This is a genomic window from Microbacterium elymi (assembly GCF_021582895.2).
In the GTDB taxonomy this organism is placed as follows: domain Bacteria; phylum Actinomycetota; class Actinomycetes; order Actinomycetales; family Microbacteriaceae; genus Microbacterium; species Microbacterium humicola.
Genome location: NZ_CP091139.2, coordinates 940,494 through 956,945 on the forward strand (window position 1 = coordinate 940,494; position 16,452 = coordinate 956,945).

Here is a 16,452-nt window from a genome sequence, read left to right on the forward strand (position 1 = left end):
TTGATGTGCTCTCGCGAGTTTCATGTGCAGTCGCAGAGGAGATGGGATGCTGCGCGGCAACCGCCGACGCAGACTCCGACACCCTCGCCCCGGCCGGCGCGGCCTCCGACAGCTTGCGCCTCCGCCAGTGCGCGCTCCAGCAGCGTGCCGATCACCTCGGCATGCGCGAGCGGCTCGGCGCTGTCCACCTGGGCGAGGATGACCCCGTCGGCCTCGACGACCGCGACGGTCGTGCCGAGGGAGGTGTCGATGCCGAGAATCACCCTTCCAGGGTAGTCGTGGCCCGCACCGGTCCCTGCTCGCACCGTGAGCCCGATGGCCGCTTCACGGGCGTCGGGTGATCGTGACGACGCGGGGGTCCGGCGCGTCCTCGTCCTCCGGGTCCCAGTCCGGGAGCGCGTCCCCGCGCACGTCGGCCCCGCCCGCGTCCCCGCGCACGTCGGCCCCGCGCACATCGTCCCCGCGGACATCGGCCGTGCCCGCGGCCCCGCGCACCGCGTCCCCGCGCACGTCGCCCGTGCCTGCGGCATCCCCGCCGGCCGCGCGCTCGATCTCCACCTCCCACCAGACCTCGCGCAAGCCCTTCGGCCATGCCGCGACCCCACTCGACCACGACGACCGCGTCGTCGACGTCGATGTCGAGGTCGTCCAGCTCGCGGGCCGAACCGAGCCGGTAGGCGTCCGCATGCACGAGCGGCGCACCGCCGGTCAGCGACGGATGCGTCCGCGCGATCACGAACGTCGGGCTCTGCACCGGTCCGCGCACACCCAGCCCCTCGGCGATGCCGCGGGTCAGCGTGGTCTTCCCCGCACCCAGCGGACCGGTGAGCACCACGAGGTCGCCGGCCGACAGCATCCCGCCCATTCGTACGCCGAGCCGCTCCATATCGGATGCGGAGGCCACCTCGTGCCGCCCGACGAGCGCGTCGAGCCCGGTCACACCGACGCCTCACGGCGTGGGACGCGCGGCCCGATCCGGGTGACGATCTCGTAGTTGATGGTGGATGCCGCATCCGCCCACTCCTCGACGGCGGGCACGCCCAGGGTCGGGTCGCCGAACAGCACGACCTCGTCGCCCACCGCCACCGGCGCGTTGCCGACGTCGACGACGAACTGGTCCATGGCGATCCGTCCGGCGACGCGGAAGCGGCGCCCCCGATCGTCACCGGCCCGGCATCCGAGGCCTGTCGGGGCACCCCGTCGGCGTAGCCGATCGGCACGAGCGCGAGGGTGGTCTCCTGCCGGGTGCGGTAGGTGTAGCCGTACGAGACGCCCTGCCCGGTGGGCACGCGGCGGACCGCCGCCACGCCGGCGCGCACCGTCATCGCCGGACGCAAGCCCGAGCTCGGCCGAGGTCCGCCCGGTGAACGGCGAGAGACCGTAGATGCCGATCCCGAGGCGGACGCAGTCCAGCCGGGTCTCGGGCAGCGAGATCGCGGCGGCGGTCGCGGCGATGTGTCGAGCTGCGGCGCGAGGCCCACGGCCGAGGCGGTGGCGAAGCCGTCCGAGAACCGGGCGAGCGCGGCGCGATCCTCCTCCGGCGAGGTGTTCGAGACGTGGCTGAACAGCCCGACCACCCGCAGGCGGCCGATGCGCTCCAGCCGCGCTGCTTCTGCCAGCACGGCGGATGCCTCGGCCGGCGAGATGCCGTTGCGGCCGAGCCCGGTCTCCAGTTTCAGGTGCACCGGCACCGGACGATCGGCGGATGCCGCGGCCGCCGCCCGCTCGAGCTCTCCATGTTCGAGATGCCCAGCTCGATGCCGAATGCCGCCGCTTCGTCGAACGCGGCCCCGGGCGCATGCAGCCAGGCCAGGATCGGCGCATCGATCCCGCCACGGCGCAAGCTGGAGCGCCTCGGAGATGTCGGTCACGCCCACCCGGGTGGCGCCACCGGCGAGCGCGGCCGCCGCCGCGCGCACCGCACCGTGGCCGTACCCCTCGGCCTTGACCACGGCCATGACCTCGGTGCGCACGACGCGGCGCAAGCTGTCGGACGTTCTCGGTGATGGCGGAGGTGTCGATCACGGCCTCGCGCAGCACGCCGTCGGCCATCCGGGTCATGTCCTGGGCTCCACGGGTTCTGAAGCGGATGCGGGTTCTGCGGGGGCTGAAGCGGATGCAGGTTCTGCGGGGGCGGGTTCTGCGGGGGCGGGTTCGCCGTCGGCGATGACGTACGCGATCGCGAGGCCGGCATCGTGCGACATCGACAGATGCAGCGTGCGGATGCCGCGACCGGCCACGACCTCGGCGGTGGAGCCGGTGAGCGAGAACCACGGTTTGCCCGCGGCATCCGTCGTGATCTCCATCTCGGTCCAGTGCACGCCGTCGGATCCGCCCAGTGCCTTGATCAACGCCTCCTTCGCGGCGTAGCGAGCCGCGAGCGAGCGTGCGGCCAGCGGACGCTCGGCCAGGGCGAACAGGCGGGTCAGCAGTCGCGGCGTGCGCGCGATGGTCCGCTCGAATCGGGGGATGTCGACGAGGTCGACGCCGATCCCGACGATCATGCGGACTCCCCTCAGCGCCGCGGGTGCGGCATCCTCGACTTTATCGCGCCGGGATCTTCGGATCACCGCGACTGCACATCAAACCCGCGACTGCACATCAAACCCGGCCCAGGATGATGTGCACTCGGCCAAATCGTACGATTTCGAAGAGAAGAGAGAAGAAGAGAAGAGAACGCGCCCGCGGCCAAGAAGAGCGGGGGCTACTCGACGGTGACGGACTTGGCGAGGTTGCGCGGCTGGTCGACGTCCAGGCCCTTGGCCGTGGCCAGCCCCATCGCGAAGATGTGCAGCGGCACCACGGCCAGCAGCGGCTCGAACAGCGGACCGGCCAGCGGGATGCGCAGCACTTCGTCAGCGAACGGCAGGACCGCGGCATCCCCCTCTTCTGCGATCACGATGACGCGGGCGCCGCGGGCGCGGATCTCCTGGATGTTCGACACGACCTTGTCGTGCAGGCAGCGGCGACTCCCGCGGCGACGGGACGATCACGAACACCGGCTGACCGGGCTCGATCAGCGCGATCGGGCCGTGCTTGAGCTCGCCGGCGGCGAAGCCCTCGGCGTGGATGTACGAGATCTCCTTGAGCTTGAGCGCGCCCTCCAGCGCGATCGGGAAGCCCACGTGCCGGCCCAGGAACAGCACCGAGCGGGTGTCGGCCATCCAGTGCGCGAGCTGGGTGGTCCGCTCCTGCTCCTCGTCCAGGATCTGCTGGATCTTGTCGGGCACGGCCTCCAACTCGGCGACGTTGACCGCCTGCTCGTGGGCGCTGATCGCGCCGCGCACCCGCCCGATGTGCAGGGCGAGCAGGTACAGCGCGGTGATCTGCGCGACGAACGCCTTCGTCGAGGCCACGGCGACCTCGGGCCCGGCGTGCGTGTACACGATCGCGTCCGACTCGCGCGGGATGGTCGCGCCCTGGGTGTTGCAGATCGACAGCGTCTTGGCGCCGCGCTCGCTCGCATACTTGACGGCCATGAGCGTGTCCATGGTCTCGCCGGACTGGCTGATCGAGACGATCAGCGTGCGGGGGCTGAGCACCGGGTCACGGTAGCGGAACTCGTGCGCCAATTCCACGTCCACCGGGATGCGCGCCCACTGCTCGAGCGCGTATTTGCCGACCTGGCCGGCATAGGCGGCGGTGCCGCACGCGATCACCACGATGCGATCGATGTCGCGGAACAGCTCGTCCAGTCCGTCCAGCTCGGGGATGGCCACCGCGCCGTCGCTGATGCGTCCGCGGACGGTGTTGGCGACGGCATCCGGCTCTTCCGAGACCTCCTTGGCCATGAACGACGGCCAGCCGCCCTTCTCGGCGGCGGCGGCGTCCCACGTCACCTCGAACGGCTCCGGCGTGACCGGGGTGCCGTCGAAGTCGGTGACCTCGACGGCCCCGGGACGGATGGCCACGATCTGGTCCTGGCCGATCGCCAGGGCGTGCCGGGTGTGCTCGACGAAGGCCGCGACATCCGAGCCGAGGAAGGTCTCGCCCTCCCCCAGGCCGATCACCAGCGGAGAGTTGCGGCGCGCACCCACGACCAGACCGGGGTGGTCCTCGTGCATCGCCAGGAGCGTGAAGGCGCCCTCCAGCTGGTTCACCGTCGCACGGAAGGCCGCCGCGAGATCGTGGCCGTTCGCCCGGTATTCGCGGGCCAGCAGCAGCGCCGCGACCTCGGTGTCGGTCTCGCTCAGGAAGTGGGCACCGGATGCCTCGAGCTCGGCGCGCAGCGCGGCGAAGTTCTCGATGATCCCGTTGTGGATGACCGCGAGCTTTCCGTCGTCGGCCAGGTGCGGGTGCGCGTTCTGGTCGGTGGGTCCGCCGTGCGTGGCCCAGCGGGTGTGGCCGATGCCGGTGGTGCCGTCGGCCAACGGCGTGCGGATCAGGTCGTCGCGCAGCACGCTGAGCTTGCCGGCGCGCTTGCGCATCCCCAGCTCGCCGTCCTCGCCGATGACGGCGATGCCGGCCGAGTCGTAGCCGCGGTATTCCAGACGCGCCAGGCCCGACATGAGGATGCTCTGGCTCTCACGGGGTCCGACATAGCCGACGATTCCACACATGCCGTCAATCGTACGGAACACAGATTGCGAGGCGCCTGTACAAAGCCCCGGTTGGGCGGGTCCGGCGGCGCCCGCCCCGCCCGGGCGCCGGCACCGCCCCGGGCGCCCGCCCGCGCGTGCAGAACTCCGGAGTTCTGCACCGTATTTCGCTCCATCAGCACGCTGGAGGCCGCTCGCATACCGGAACTCCGGAGTTCTGCACGCACCGGCATCCGCTCAGAACGCCGCGGGCGCGACGACCCGCGCCGAGGGGCGTCAGAGTTTGCGCAGCTGCACGTGCTCCACGGCGTGGTCAGGTCCCTTGCGCAGCACGAGAGTCGCCCGCTTGCGCGTGGGCAGGACGTTCTCTTCCAGGTTCGGCAGGTTGATGTCGTTCCAGAATCCGAGTGCGCGCGCGACCGCGGCGTCGTCGTCCAGGTCGGCGAACACCTTGAAGAACGAGTTCGGGTTGCTGAACGCGCCGCTGCGCAAGCGCCAGGAATCGGTCGACGTACCAGCGTTCGATGTGGGATGCCTCGGCATCCACGTAGATGGAGAAGTCGAACAGGTCGCCGACCGACACGTCGTCCGGTGCCGCCGGCCGCTGCAGGACGTTCAGCCCCTCCACGATCAGCACATCCGGACGCCGGATCGTCACGTGCGCGTCCGGGATGATGTCGTAGCGCATGTGCGAGTAGAACGGCGCGCGCGCCTCGGGGGCGCCGCTCTTGATCGCCATCAGGAACTCGACCAGCGCGCGCCGGTCGTACGACTCGGGGAAGCCCTTGCGGTCCATCAGCCCGCGGCGCTCCAGCTCGGCGTTCGGATAGAGGAATCCGTCGGTGGTGATCAGCTCCACCCGGGGCGTGTCCGACCACCGGCTCATCAGCTCGCGCGCAGCCGCGCGATGGTGGACTTGCCCACCGCGACCGATCCGGCCACGCCCACCACGAACGGAGTCGTCGAGTCGGCCTCCTGCAGGAACGCGGCCGTGTCGGCGCCGAGCTGCTTGGTCGCCCGGGCGTACAGGCTCAGCATCCGGCTCAGCGGCAGGTACACGTCCCGCACCTCGGCGAGGTCGAGCCGGTCGCCGAGGCCGCGGATCTGCACGACCTCGGTCTCGGTGAGCGGCTGGGCCATGCCCGCGGCCAGGCGCGCCCACTCGGCGCGCGGGATCTCGCGGTATATCTCGGGTGCGGGCGCATTCTCTGGCACCCGGCCATCGTATCGGGCGGGGATGCCGCCTCGTCTGCCGCTTGCCCCGCCGCCCGTTGCCCGCCGTCGAATCACGGGATCCTCCGCGAGACCCGGTGCGATCTCCCCTGTGTCGCGAGGATCACTGTGTCTCGGCGAACCCGGGCCGGCGCGCACTCGCCGCCCCGCGCACTACGCCGCCCCGCGCACTACGCTGTCCCCGTGCGCCTCGGAGTCCTGGACATCGGCTCGAACACCGTCCACCTGCTGGTCGCCGACGTGCGCCCCGGCGGGCGGCCGCTGGCCACGACCAGCCGGCGCTCGATCGTGCGTCTGATGCGCTTCCTGACCTCCGACGGGTCCATCAGCGATGAGGGCGTGCGGGCGCTGGTGGATGCTGTCGCCGACGCCCGCGATCAGGTGGCCACCGAGCCCGTCGACGAGCTGCTGGCCACCGCGACCTCGGCCGTCCGCGACGCGACCAACGGGCCGGCGGTGATCGCCGAGCTGGAGCGCACGCTGGGCGCGCCGCTCCAGGTGCTGGACGGCGAGACCGAGGCGCGGCTGACATTCCTGGCCGTGCGGCGCTGGTTCGGCTGGGCGTCGGGACGGATCCAGCTGTTCGACATCGGCGGCGGCTCGCTCGAGCTCGCGGCCGGACCCGACGAGCTCCCCGAGGTCGCGGCATCCGTCCCGCTGGGCGCCGGGCGGATGACTCTGCGGTTCCTGCCGGACGACCCGCCGGGCGAGGCCGCGGTGGCGGTGCTCGCGCGCACGCCCGCGACACGCTCGCTCCGGTGGCCGCGCGCTTCCGCGCCCTGCCGCGCGCCGATCACGTCGTCGGCTCGTCCAAGGCCGTCCGCTCGCTCGCCCGGCTCGCCGGGTTCCCGGCACCGGGGTGGACCGGGAACGAGCGGATGCTGCCGCCCGCGCCGCACTCGGCTCGTGGATCCCGCGGCTCGCCCGGATCCCGGCATCCGCCCGCCAGGAGCTGCCCGGGATCACCGCGGACCGCACGTTCCAGATCGTCGCGGGCGCCGTGGTGCTGCACACCGCGATGGAGCTGATGGATGTCGCCGAGCTCGAGGTGTGCCCGTGGGCGCTGCGCGAGGGCGTGCTGCGCTACATCGAGTCGCTGGCCTGGACGCCGCCGCCGGGCTGACGCCGCCCGCGGTGGGGCGATCGCGCTGACGCTGCCCGCTACGCCGGCAGCGCGAGGTGCTCGCGCACGACGTCGGCCAGGCGGCCGGCGATCCGCGACGCCGCGTCGACGTCGGCCGCCTCGACCATGACCCGTACCAGCGGCTCGGTGCCCGAGGCGCGCAGCACCCGGCCGGTGTCGCCCAGCGCGGCCTCGGCCTCGGCGACCGCGGCGGCCACGTCGGCGTGCGCGACCTGGGTGCGATCCACTCCGCGCACGTTGACGAGCACCTGCGGGTACACGGTCATCACCGAGGCCAGCTCGGCGAGCGACTTGCCGGTGGCCGCCATCCGCGCCAGCAGGTGCAGGCCGGTGAGCAGCCCGTCTCCGGTGGTGGCGAACTCGCTCATGATGACGTGGCCGGACTGCTCGCCGCCGAGCGAGAAGCGTCCCTCGTTCATGCGCTCGAGCACGTACCGGTCGCCCACGGCGGTCTGCTCGACGTGGATGCCGTGCTCGGCCATCGCCCGGTCGAGCCCGAGGTTGCTCATCACTGTGGCCACCAGGGTGTCGGCCACGAGCGTGCCGCGCTCCTTCATCGCCACGGCGAGGATCGCCATGATCTGGTCGCCGTCGACCGGCCTGCCCTCGGCATCCACCGCCAGGCATCGGTCGGCGTCGCCGTCGTGCGCGATGCCCACGTCGGCGCCGAGCTCCACGACCCGCGCGGCCAGCTTGTCGATGTGCGTCGAGCCGACGCCGTCGTTGATGTTGACGCCGTCGGGGTCGGCCCCGACCACGGTCACGGTCGCGCCGGCATCCCGGAACGTCTCCGGCGACACGCCGGAGGCTGCGCCGTTGGCGCAGTCCAGGACGACGTGGATGCCGTCCAGCCGGTGCGGCAGCGACTGCCAGCAGGTGCACGACGTAGCGGTCCTCGGCATCCGCGAACCGGCGGATCCGGCCGACGTCGGCGCCGGTCGGCAGCAGCTTCGCGCCGCTGAGGGCGGCCTCGATGCGCTGCTCGACGATGTCGGGGAGCTTCACGCCGCCACGGGCGAAGATCTTGATGCCGTTGTCGGGTGCCGGGTTGTGGGATGCCGAGACCATCACGCCGAAGTCGGCGTCGATCGATCCGACCAGGTAGGCGGCGGCGGGCGTCGGGATGACGCCGGCGTCGAGCACGTCCACACCCGATGCCGCCAGTCCGGCCGAGACCGCCGCGGAGAGGAACTCGCCGGACACGCGCGGGTCGCGGGCCACGACGGCGGTGAGCCGCTTGCCCGCGGCGCGGCGCGCCTCGGCGGAACGGCCCTGGCCCAGGACGACCGCGGTCGCCTGGGCCAGGGACAGAGCGAGATCGGCGGTGAGGGAGCCGTTGGCCAGCCCCCGCACCCCGTCCGTGCCGAAGAGCGGCATGCAGACGGTCCCGATCAGCGCTTCGAGTACTGAGGAGCCTTGCGGGCCTTCTTCAGACCGGCCTTCTTGCGCTCCTTGACGCGCGCGTCGCGGGAGAGGAAGCCGGACTTCTTCAGCGTCGGGCGGTTGTTCTCGAGGTCGATCTCGTTCAGCGCGCGGGCGATGCCCAGGCGCAGAGCGCCGGCCTGGCCCGAGTCGCCGCCACCGTGGATGCGGGCGATGACGTCGTATGCGCCGGTGAGGTTGAGCACCGTGAACGGGTCGGTGACCAGCTGCTGGTGCAGCTTGTTCGGGAAGTAGTCCTCGAACGCGCGGCCGTTGACGGTGATCGTGCCGGTGCCGGGGATCAGGCGCACGCGGGCGATCGCCTGCTTGCGGCGGCCGACGGCTTGCGCCGGGGACGCTGAGCACCGGACGGGGGGCCGCCTCGACGACCTCTTCGGCAGGCGTCTCAGTGGAGAAGCTGGTGTTTTCGGTGGAGTCCTGGATATTCGCCACGAGTGTGTCCTTTGTGTCTGCGGCGCTTACTGGGCGACCTGGTCGAAGATGTACTGCTTGAGCTGCTGCGCGGCGTGCGGGTGCTCCGCGCCGACGTAGACCTTCAGCTTGCTCAGCTGCTGGCGGCCCAGGCTGTTCTTGGGGAGCATGCCGCGCACGGCCTTCTCCACGGCGCGGACCGGGTTCTTCTCCATCAGCTCGCCGTAGGGACACGGACTTCAGGCCGCCCGGGTAGCCCGAGTGGCGGTAGGCCATCTTCTTCTGGAGCTTCTGACCGGTCAGGACGATCTTGTCCGCGTTGATGATGACGACGAAGTCGCCGGTGTCGAGGTGGTTCGCGAAGCTCGCCTTGTGCTTGCCGCGCAGGAGCGCGGCGGCGTGCGAGGCGAGGCGGCCGAGCACGACGTCGGTGGCGTCGATGACCAGCCAGTCACGCTGGATCTGACCAGCCTTGGGGGTGAAAGTGCGCGTCACGGAAGTGCCTGCTTCTTGTTCGAACGGAGAGGTTCGTGAATCCCACTCCGGGGTGGTTCTGCGGCAGGGCCGCCGAACACGCCAGTGGAGGGCTCACGTTCGTGGAAACGCCGGCAGGGCGACGCACCAAAGGGAGAGTCTACGGCATGCGGATCCCGCGGCCAAATGCGCGGCCGACACAGCACAGCGCCGGCATCCGCTCGCGGATGCCGGCGCTGTGTGAGAGGTCAGGGCAGCTCGCTGCTCTTGTGGTCGTGCCGCGACTTGTGCATCGGGATGCCGATGGCGGCGGCGCAGAGCAGCACTCCGAGGACGAAGATGACGGACTGCCATCCATCGACGAACGGCGCGTAGCCGAAGCATGCGAACCCTGCGACGAAGAGCAGGAAGCAGACGATGAACATGCGGATCCTTCCCGGAGGTCTGTGCTGACTTCAGGCTACCGCGTTCTCGGCCGTCCGGCGGACACGACGGCGCCGTCAGGATGCCGCGGCCAGGCCGCGATCGGGGTCCGAGTCGCCCTCCTGATCCGATTTCCCGGTGGCCGGCCCGCTCACCGGATGGGTCATCCGCGCGGTGACGAGGATCGGCAGGTGGTCGCTCAGGCCCTGCGGCAGCGTGCGGATGCGCTCGATGTCGAACCCCATCGACGTGGCGAAGTCGTAATGCCCGCGGAAATACCGGTATCGCGTGTAGGTGCGGGCGTCGCTGAGCGTGAGCTCGTACCCCTGCTCACGCACCTTCTGGCCGAGGTTCTCCTTGAACACGGGGTAGTTGTAGTCCCCGACCATGAGCGCCGGCAGGCCGTCGCCGAGCTCCTGCAGCTCGGCGAGCGCCGCGTGGATCTGGTGGCGCCGCAGCGAGTTCAGCGCGGTCAGCGGCGCCGCGTGGAACGAGGCCACGATCAGGTCGCGGCCCTGGTCGATGTCGTGCAGGCGCACCCCCAGCATCCGCTCTTCGGCGGGTTTGAGCACCCGGTCGTGCAGGGACTTCTTCAGCGACATCGACCGGATCTCGATCGGGCGGTACATGCTCATCCGGAAGTAGACGGCCAGGCCCAGCCGGTTGCGATGGGTGACGTCGGCGAGTCGAAGTCCCGCGATCTGAGCCGGGATGTCGGCGGTGTCGCACTCCTGCAGACAGAGCAGGTCTGCACCGTGCCGGTCCACCAGCGTCGCCAGTTCGGCGGCGGCGCGATGCTTGCGGAGGTTGTACGAGAGCAGCTTCATCCTGCTCTCCAGGGTAGCCGCGTCCCACGTGCGTCGGCCGGATGCTGAGGCTATTCGCGGTCTCGGCGGGCCCGCGTCTGCTCGGCCCGGAGTGCCAGCAGCTCGTCGGCGGGATAGCCGACCTCGGCGAGGGTGAGCCCGCGCCCGGCCAGCACCGTGAACGCGCTGGTGCGCTGCCCCGCGTCGCGCAGGGTCGCGACATCCGCGACGCTCAGCCGGCCCGCGCCCACCGCGGTGCACGCGCCGACCAGGGCGCGCACCATGGAATGGCAGAACGCGTCGGCGCGCACGTTGGCGATCAGGAACCCGTCGTCGTCGCGGTGCCAGTCGAACTCGAGCAGCGTGCGGATCGTCGTGGCCTCGTCCCGGGGCTTGCAGTAGGCGGCGAAGTCGTGCAGCCCGGTCAGCGACCGGGCCGCGGCATCCATCGCCTCGACGTCCAGGCGCGCATGCACGGTCGTGGTGCGCGCCCGCTCGAGCGGATCGTAGCCGCCCACCTCGTCGGCGATCCGGTACTCGTACCGGCGCCACACCGCCGAGAACCGGGCATCGAAGCCGTCGGGCGCCGTGCCGGTGCGATGCACCGTCACGTCGGGGTATCCGCCCAGCACACCGCGGACGCGGTGCGCGAGCCGTTCCACGGGGTCGGATGCGGCATCCCGCCGCGTCTGCGTGAACAGGCGCGCACGCTGCTCGGCGTCCAGATCCAGGTGCGCGACCTGGCCGCTCGCGTGCACGCCGGCATCGGTGCGCCCGGCCACCACCAGGCGCGGTTCGCCGCCGACGATCCGGGCGAGCGCCTGCTCGAGGGCGCCCTGCACCGTGCGCAAGCCCGGGCTGTCGGGCCCACCCGCGGAAGTGGGTGCCGTCGTAGGCGATGTCGAGCCGGATGCGCACGAAATCAGCGTAGCGGCGGGGCGCCGGCACTCCGGGCGCGTGCGGTCTCCGCCACGGGATGACGGTGGGCCGGATCAACGGTCTCAGCCGGGGTCCGCACCGTAGACTGGGTCGGGCGCGGCGCGGTTCCCCGGACCAGCCCGCCGCAGCCGCCCCGCCATGACGACTCCCGCCCCTTCTCTGCCCCCGCGCGCCCGATTCACCGGGCTCGACGGGCTCCGTGCCGTGGCCGTCGTGCTGGTCGTGGTGTACCACCTGTTCCCCGGCTGGTGGCTGCGCAGCGGGTTCATCGGGGTCGACGTCTTCTTCGTGATCAGCGGATTCCTCATCACCTCGCTGCGCTGCCGGGAACGGGAGCGCACCGGCCGCATCGCCCTGGTCGACTTCTGGCGCCGCCGCGCCCGCCGTCTGCTCCCGGCGCTGGCGCTGCTGGTGACGGTCACGGCGACGTGGGCATGGATGATCGGCGGCGACGTGCTCGTGCGCCTGGGCTGGCAGGTGGCCGGCGCGATCACCTTCAGCTACAACTGGGTGTCGGTCGCGGGCGGCTCGGACTACTTCACCGCCGGCACCCCCGAGCTTCTGCGCAACCTGTGGTCGCTGGCGGTCGAGGAGCAGTTCTACCTGGTGTGGCCGCTCCTGCTGCTCGTGCTGCTGTTCCTCCCGCGCCGGTGGGCGCGCGCTGCGGCCGCCCTCGCGGCCGCGGTCGCGTCGGCGTGGTGGATGGCTGCGGTGGTCTCCGGCGGCGGCGGCCTCACCCGCGCCTACTTCGGCACCGACACGCACGCGTTCGGCCTGCTGCTCGGGGTCGCGCTCGCGGTGGGACTGCAGCGGGTCCTCACCGCGCCACCGGCATGGATGCTGCGCACCGGCGCACGCGCGACGGGTGCCGCCGTCGGCACGGTCGCGCTGGCCGGCCTGTTCGCGATCGCGCTCCTGCCCGAACAGCCCGACACCATCACCTTCCCGGGCACCCTGGCCGCCGCCAGCGTGCTGACCGCGATCGTGATCGTGGCCGGCACCGCCGCCGGTTCGGCACTGGGCCCGGCGCTGGATGCCGGCCCCCTGCGCTGGATCGGCGACCGGTCGTACAGCATCTACCTGTGGCACTGGCCGCTGCTCGTGCTGATCGCCGCCATGACCGGACGCACCGCCGGCAGCGACCCGCTTCCGGCCTGGATCGGCGGACTCGTCCTCGTGCTCACGGTGCTGTGCGCGGCCGCCTCGCACCGCTTCGTCGAGCAGCCTGTGCGCCGGTACGGATTCCGCGGCTCGCTGCGCCGGCTGCACCGGCATCTGGTCGGTCCGCCGGGTGCGCGACTGCGGGCGATCGGCGTGCTGGTGGGTGGCGCTGCCGTCATTGCCGGCACCACCGCCGCCATCCAGGTCGCGCCGGCCGAGTCATCCGCTCAGTCCGTCGTGCAGGCCGGCCAGCGCGCGCTCGAGCAGGACGCCGGGCCGCGGCCGCCGCTGCTCGCCGCTGACCAGGCCGATCACCCCTCCGGCGGCGCCGCACCGGCCGCCGTGACCGGTGCGCAGATCGACGCGATCGGCGACTCGGTCATGCTCGCCTCGGCTCCCGCCCTGATGCAAGCGCTACCCCGGCATCCACATCGATGCGAAGGTCTCGCGGTCGATGTGGACCGCCCCCGGACTGGTGGATGCGCTCGTCCGCGATCGCGCGCTGCGCCGCTATGTCGTGCTCGGCCTCGGCACGAACGGTGCGATCGACCGGGGTTCGCTCGATCACGTGGTCGCCGCCCTCGGACCGCGGCGTCACCTCGTGCTGGTGACCGCCTATGCCGACCGGTCGTGGATCCCGGGCGTCAACCGGGCCCTGCGCGACTACGCCGCCGCCCACCCGGAGGTGATCGTCGCCGACTGGGCCGCCGCGATCGATCCGCACCGGGCAGTGCCTGGCCGGGGACGGCATCCACCCGGGCGAGGCGGGCGGCCGCATCTACGCCCGCACCGTGGCCGACGCGATCGATGCGGCGCAGCGCGCGCACGCCGCGCAGCACGAGCAGATGGTGCTGCGGGCCTGCCGGCTCGCCCAGCCCACCGACATCGCCCTCTGACCGGCCGGCGGCGCTCCGCCGCTCTCCTGCCCTGCCCACCGCATCCTGCCCGCCGCGTGCGCCGCGGCGCCGCGTGCGCCGCGGCGCCGCGTGATCCGCGTGCAGAACTCCGGAGATCCGTGCGGCACATCGGCCGGACGGCGGCGCGTCGCCGCCCCACGGCCGGTTTCTCCGGAGTTCTGCACGCGCCCGGCTGACCGCGGCGGCCGAGACGACGAAACCCGCGGGCCAGAGGGCCCGCGGGTTTCGATCAGATGTGCAGGGAGCGCTACTCGGACTTCTCCTCGGCAGCGTCCTCGGCCGGCGCCTCGGCGGCAGCGGCCTCCGGGGTCTCGTCGGCGGCGGCGCCCTCGTCCACGGCGGCGTCCTGCGCGGGGGCCTCCTCCGAGGCGGCCTCCTCGACCGGAGCGTCCTCGGCCGGAGCCTCTTCCGCGGGAGCCTTCTCGGCCTTCGGAGCGGCCGACTTCTTCACCGGCGACGCCTTCTTGGTCACGGGCTCGAGGACGAGCTCGATGACGGCCATGGGGGCGTTGTCGCCCTTGCGGTTGCCGACCTTGGTGATGCGGGTGTAGCCGCCCTCACGGTCGGCCACCAGCGGCGCGATCTCGGTGAACAGGACGTGCACGACGTCCTTGTCGCCGATGACGCCGAGCACGCGACGACGCGCGTGCAGGTCGCCGCGCTTGGCGAACGTGATCAGCCGCTCGGCGACGGGACGCAGGCGCTTGGCCTTGGTCTCGGTCGTCTTGATCGACTTGTGCGTGAACAGTGCGGCAGCGAGGTTCGCCAGCAGCAGGCGCTCGTGTGCGGGGCCGCCTCCGAGGCGGGGTCCCTTCGTGGGCTTAGGCATTCTCAATTACTCCAGGTGAATGAGTCGATGAAAGATCAGGCGTTCTCGGCGTCGTCGTATCCGCCGTAGAAGTGCGCGCCGTCGAATCCGGGCACGGAGTCCTTCAGCGACAGGCCGAGCGAGACCAGCTTGTCCCGCACCTCGTCGACCGACTTCTGACCGAAGTTGCGGATGTTCATCAGCTTGCGTCTCGGACAGGGCGACCAGCTCCGAGACGGTGTTGATGCCCTCGCGCTTGAGGCAGTTGTACGAGCGGACCGACAGGTCGAGATCCTCGATCGGCATCGACAGCTCGGTCGAGACGACGGTCTCGACCGGCGCGGCGCCGATCTCGATGCCCTCGGCGTCGACGTTCAGCTCGCGGGCCAGGCCGAACAGCTCGGTCAGGGTGCGACCGGCCGAGGCGACCGCGTCGCGCGGCGAGATCGCCGGCTTGGTCTCCACGTCCAGCACCAGCTTGTCGAAGTCGGTGCGCTCACCGGCACGGGTGGCGTCCACGCGGTAGCTGACCTTGAGCACCGGCGAGTAGATCGAGTCGACCGGCACCTGGCCGGCCTCGGCGTACTCGTTGCGGTTCTGCGTGGCCGACACGTAGCCGCGGCCGCGCTCGATGGTCAGCTCGAGCTCGAAGCGCGCGGTGTCGTTCAGCGTCGCGATGACCAGCTCGGGGTTGTGCACCTCGACGCCCGCCGGGGCGGAGATGTCGGCGGCGGTGACCTCACCGGCGCCGGTCTTGCGCAGGTACGCGGTGATGGGCTCGTCGCGCTCGCTCGAGACCACGAGCTGCTTGATGTTCAGGATGATCTCGGTGACATCCTCCTTCACACCCGGAATGGTGCTGAACTCGTGGAGGACGCCGTCGATGCGGATGCTGGTGACAGCCGCGCCGGGGATCGACGACAGGAGGCTGCGGCGCAGCGCATTGCCGATCGTGTAGCCGAAGCCGGGCTCGAGCGGCTCGATGACGAAGCGGCTGCGGAACTCCCGATCTTCTCCTCGGTCAGGGTGGGACGCTGTGCAATGAGCACTATGTGTTCCTTTCGTGCGACGTGCCCGCTATATGACACGTGCAGTTGATGAGGTGTTGAGTTTTCTCCAGGGGATGCCGAGACCCTCGGCATCCGGAAGCGGATGAGTGCCGGATGCCTGGGTCACAGGCATCCGGCACGGGAATCTCAGACGCGGCGGCGCTTGGGCGGGCGGCAGCCGTTGTGCGCCTGCGGCGTCACGTCCTGGATCGAGCCCACCTCGAGGCCGGCGGCCTGCAGCGAGCGGATCGCCGTCTCGCGACCCGAGCCCGGGCCCTTCACGAAGACGTCGACCTTCTTCACGCCGTGGTCGGCGGCCTGGCGGGCGGCCGACTCGGCGGCCATGCCGGCCGCGTACGGGGTGGACTTGCGCGAGCCCTTGAAGCCCACGCCGCCCGAGGACGCCCAGCTGATCACGGCACCCGAGGGATCCGTGATCGAGACAATCGTGTTGTTGAACGTCGACTTGATGTGGGCCTGGCCCAACGCGATGTTCTTCTTCTCCTTGCGACGCGGCTTGCGCGCGGCGCTCTTGGCCTGTGCCATGCGATTCTCCTAAAAACCCTGGGGGCGCTGGTTAGCGCGCCTTCTTCTTGCCGGCGACGGTGCGCTTCGGGCCCTTGCGGGTGCGCGCGTTCGTCTTGGTGCGCTGGCCGCGCACGGGCAGGCCGCGACGGTGGCGCAGGCCTTCGTAGGAGCCGATCTCGACCTTGCGGCGGATGTCGGCGGCCACCTCACGGCGAAGGTCACCCTCCACCTTGTAGGTGCCCTCGATGTGATCGCGCAGGGCGATCAGCTGGTCGTCGGTGAGGTCCTTGACGCGGATGTTCTCGTCGATCTGGGTGGCCTTCAGGATTTCGTCGGACCGCGTGCGGCCGATCCCGTAGATGTAGGTCAGTGCGATCACCACGCGCTTATCGCGCGGGATGTCGACGCCGGCAAGACGTGCCATGCGGCTCTCCTAGGAGTGTGTGGAGGTGTGGAGCAGGATCGGTGCCCGGGCCTCCGCCCCGAGGTGTCCCCCTTGCGGGTTCTGATCCTGCCTGTCAGTGATATCGAGTTGTGCTCTGCGGGTGTTTCGCTCACTCGGCGAGGTTTCGACTCGC

The 16,452-nt window shown here is 71.2% G+C and carries 8 protein-coding genes and 10 pseudogenes; 2 read left to right on the forward strand and 16 right to left on the reverse strand.

What is annotated here, in order from left to right:
* Positions 1–20 precede the first annotated feature (20 nt).
* The 6 genes and pseudogenes from L2X98_RS05030 to coaA form a co-directional block, all read right to left on the reverse strand.
* Entirely contained in the window at positions 21–263 is a 243-nt protein-coding gene (locus L2X98_RS05030; RefSeq protein ID WP_259612524.1) for a tRNA (adenosine(37)-N6)-threonylcarbamoyltransferase complex transferase subunit TsaD, read from the reverse strand.
* A 229-nt stretch (positions 264–492) separates the two neighbouring features.
* Positions 493–886: pseudogene (gene tsaE, locus L2X98_RS05035) on the reverse strand (tRNA (adenosine(37)-N6)-threonylcarbamoyltransferase complex ATPase subunit type 1 TsaE); the annotation flags it as partial.
* A gap of 50 nt (positions 887–936) precedes the next feature.
* Positions 937–1,958, reverse strand: a pseudogene (locus L2X98_RS05040) (alanine racemase).
* 99 nt (positions 1,959–2,057) lie between these two features.
* Positions 2,058–2,504, reverse strand: a complete 447-nt coding sequence (locus tag L2X98_RS05045; protein WP_259612525.1) for a holo-ACP synthase — start codon at positions 2,502–2,504, stop codon at positions 2,058–2,060.
* Positions 2,505–2,704: 200 nt separating this feature from the next.
* Positions 2,705–4,559 (reverse strand): annotated as a pseudogene (gene glmS, locus L2X98_RS05050) (glutamine--fructose-6-phosphate transaminase (isomerizing)).
* Between the two features lie 255 nt (positions 4,560–4,814).
* Positions 4,815–5,753 (reverse strand): annotated as a pseudogene (coaA, locus tag L2X98_RS05055) (type I pantothenate kinase).
* A gap of 201 nt (positions 5,754–5,954) precedes the next feature.
* On the opposite strand from coaA, the pseudogene L2X98_RS05060 reads away from it, so the two are divergent.
* Positions 5,955–6,894, forward strand: a pseudogene (locus L2X98_RS05060) (Ppx/GppA phosphatase family protein).
* Between the two features lie 38 nt (positions 6,895–6,932).
* Here the strand turns inward: L2X98_RS05060 and glmM are convergent.
* The 6 genes and pseudogenes from glmM to truA all read right to left on the reverse strand — a co-directional run bounded on the left by glmM (position 6,933) and on the right by truA (position 11,390).
* Positions 6,933–8,292, reverse strand: a pseudogene (gene glmM, locus L2X98_RS05065) (phosphoglucosamine mutase).
* 14 nt (positions 8,293–8,306) lie between these two features.
* Positions 8,307–8,790 (reverse strand): annotated as a pseudogene (gene rpsI / locus L2X98_RS05070) (30S ribosomal protein S9).
* Between the two features lie 26 nt (positions 8,791–8,816).
* A pseudogene (gene rplM, locus L2X98_RS05075) lies at positions 8,817–9,264 on the reverse strand (50S ribosomal protein L13).
* Positions 9,265–9,491: 227 nt separating this feature from the next.
* Positions 9,492–9,668, reverse strand: coding sequence for a hypothetical protein (locus L2X98_RS05080; protein WP_259612526.1), 177 nt, complete (start codon positions 9,666–9,668; stop codon positions 9,492–9,494).
* A 75-nt stretch (positions 9,669–9,743) separates the two neighbouring features.
* On the reverse strand, positions 9,744–10,493 hold the full coding sequence (locus tag L2X98_RS05085) for an endonuclease/exonuclease/phosphatase family protein (RefSeq protein ID WP_259612527.1): 750 nt from the start codon (positions 10,491–10,493) through the stop codon (positions 9,744–9,746).
* A 50-nt stretch (positions 10,494–10,543) separates the two neighbouring features.
* Positions 10,544–11,390: pseudogene (truA, locus tag L2X98_RS05090) on the reverse strand (tRNA pseudouridine(38-40) synthase TruA).
* 225 nt (positions 11,391–11,615) lie between these two features.
* On the opposite strand from truA, the gene L2X98_RS05095 reads away from it, so the two are divergent.
* Complete coding sequence (locus L2X98_RS05095) at positions 11,616–13,562, forward strand: acyltransferase family protein (RefSeq protein WP_259612528.1); 1,947 nt, start codon at positions 11,616–11,618, stop codon at positions 13,560–13,562.
* A gap of 174 nt (positions 13,563–13,736) precedes the next feature.
* Here the strand turns inward: L2X98_RS05095 and rplQ are convergent, their stop codons facing one another.
* From rplQ to rpsM, 4 genes and pseudogenes are all read right to left on the reverse strand, one after another.
* Entirely contained in the window at positions 13,737–14,318 is a 582-nt protein-coding gene (gene rplQ / locus L2X98_RS05100) for a 50S ribosomal protein L17 (protein WP_259612529.1), read from the reverse strand.
* A gap of 35 nt (positions 14,319–14,353) precedes the next feature.
* Positions 14,354–15,346: pseudogene (locus tag L2X98_RS05105) on the reverse strand (DNA-directed RNA polymerase subunit alpha).
* Between the two features lie 147 nt (positions 15,347–15,493).
* Complete coding sequence (gene rpsK, locus L2X98_RS05110; protein WP_129385805.1) at positions 15,494–15,892, reverse strand: 30S ribosomal protein S11; 399 nt, start codon at positions 15,890–15,892, stop codon at positions 15,494–15,496.
* 31 nt (positions 15,893–15,923) lie between these two features.
* Positions 15,924–16,298, reverse strand: a complete 375-nt coding sequence (gene rpsM, locus L2X98_RS05115; RefSeq protein ID WP_259612530.1) for a 30S ribosomal protein S13 — start codon at positions 16,296–16,298, stop codon at positions 15,924–15,926.
* Positions 16,299–16,452 lie beyond the last annotated feature (154 nt).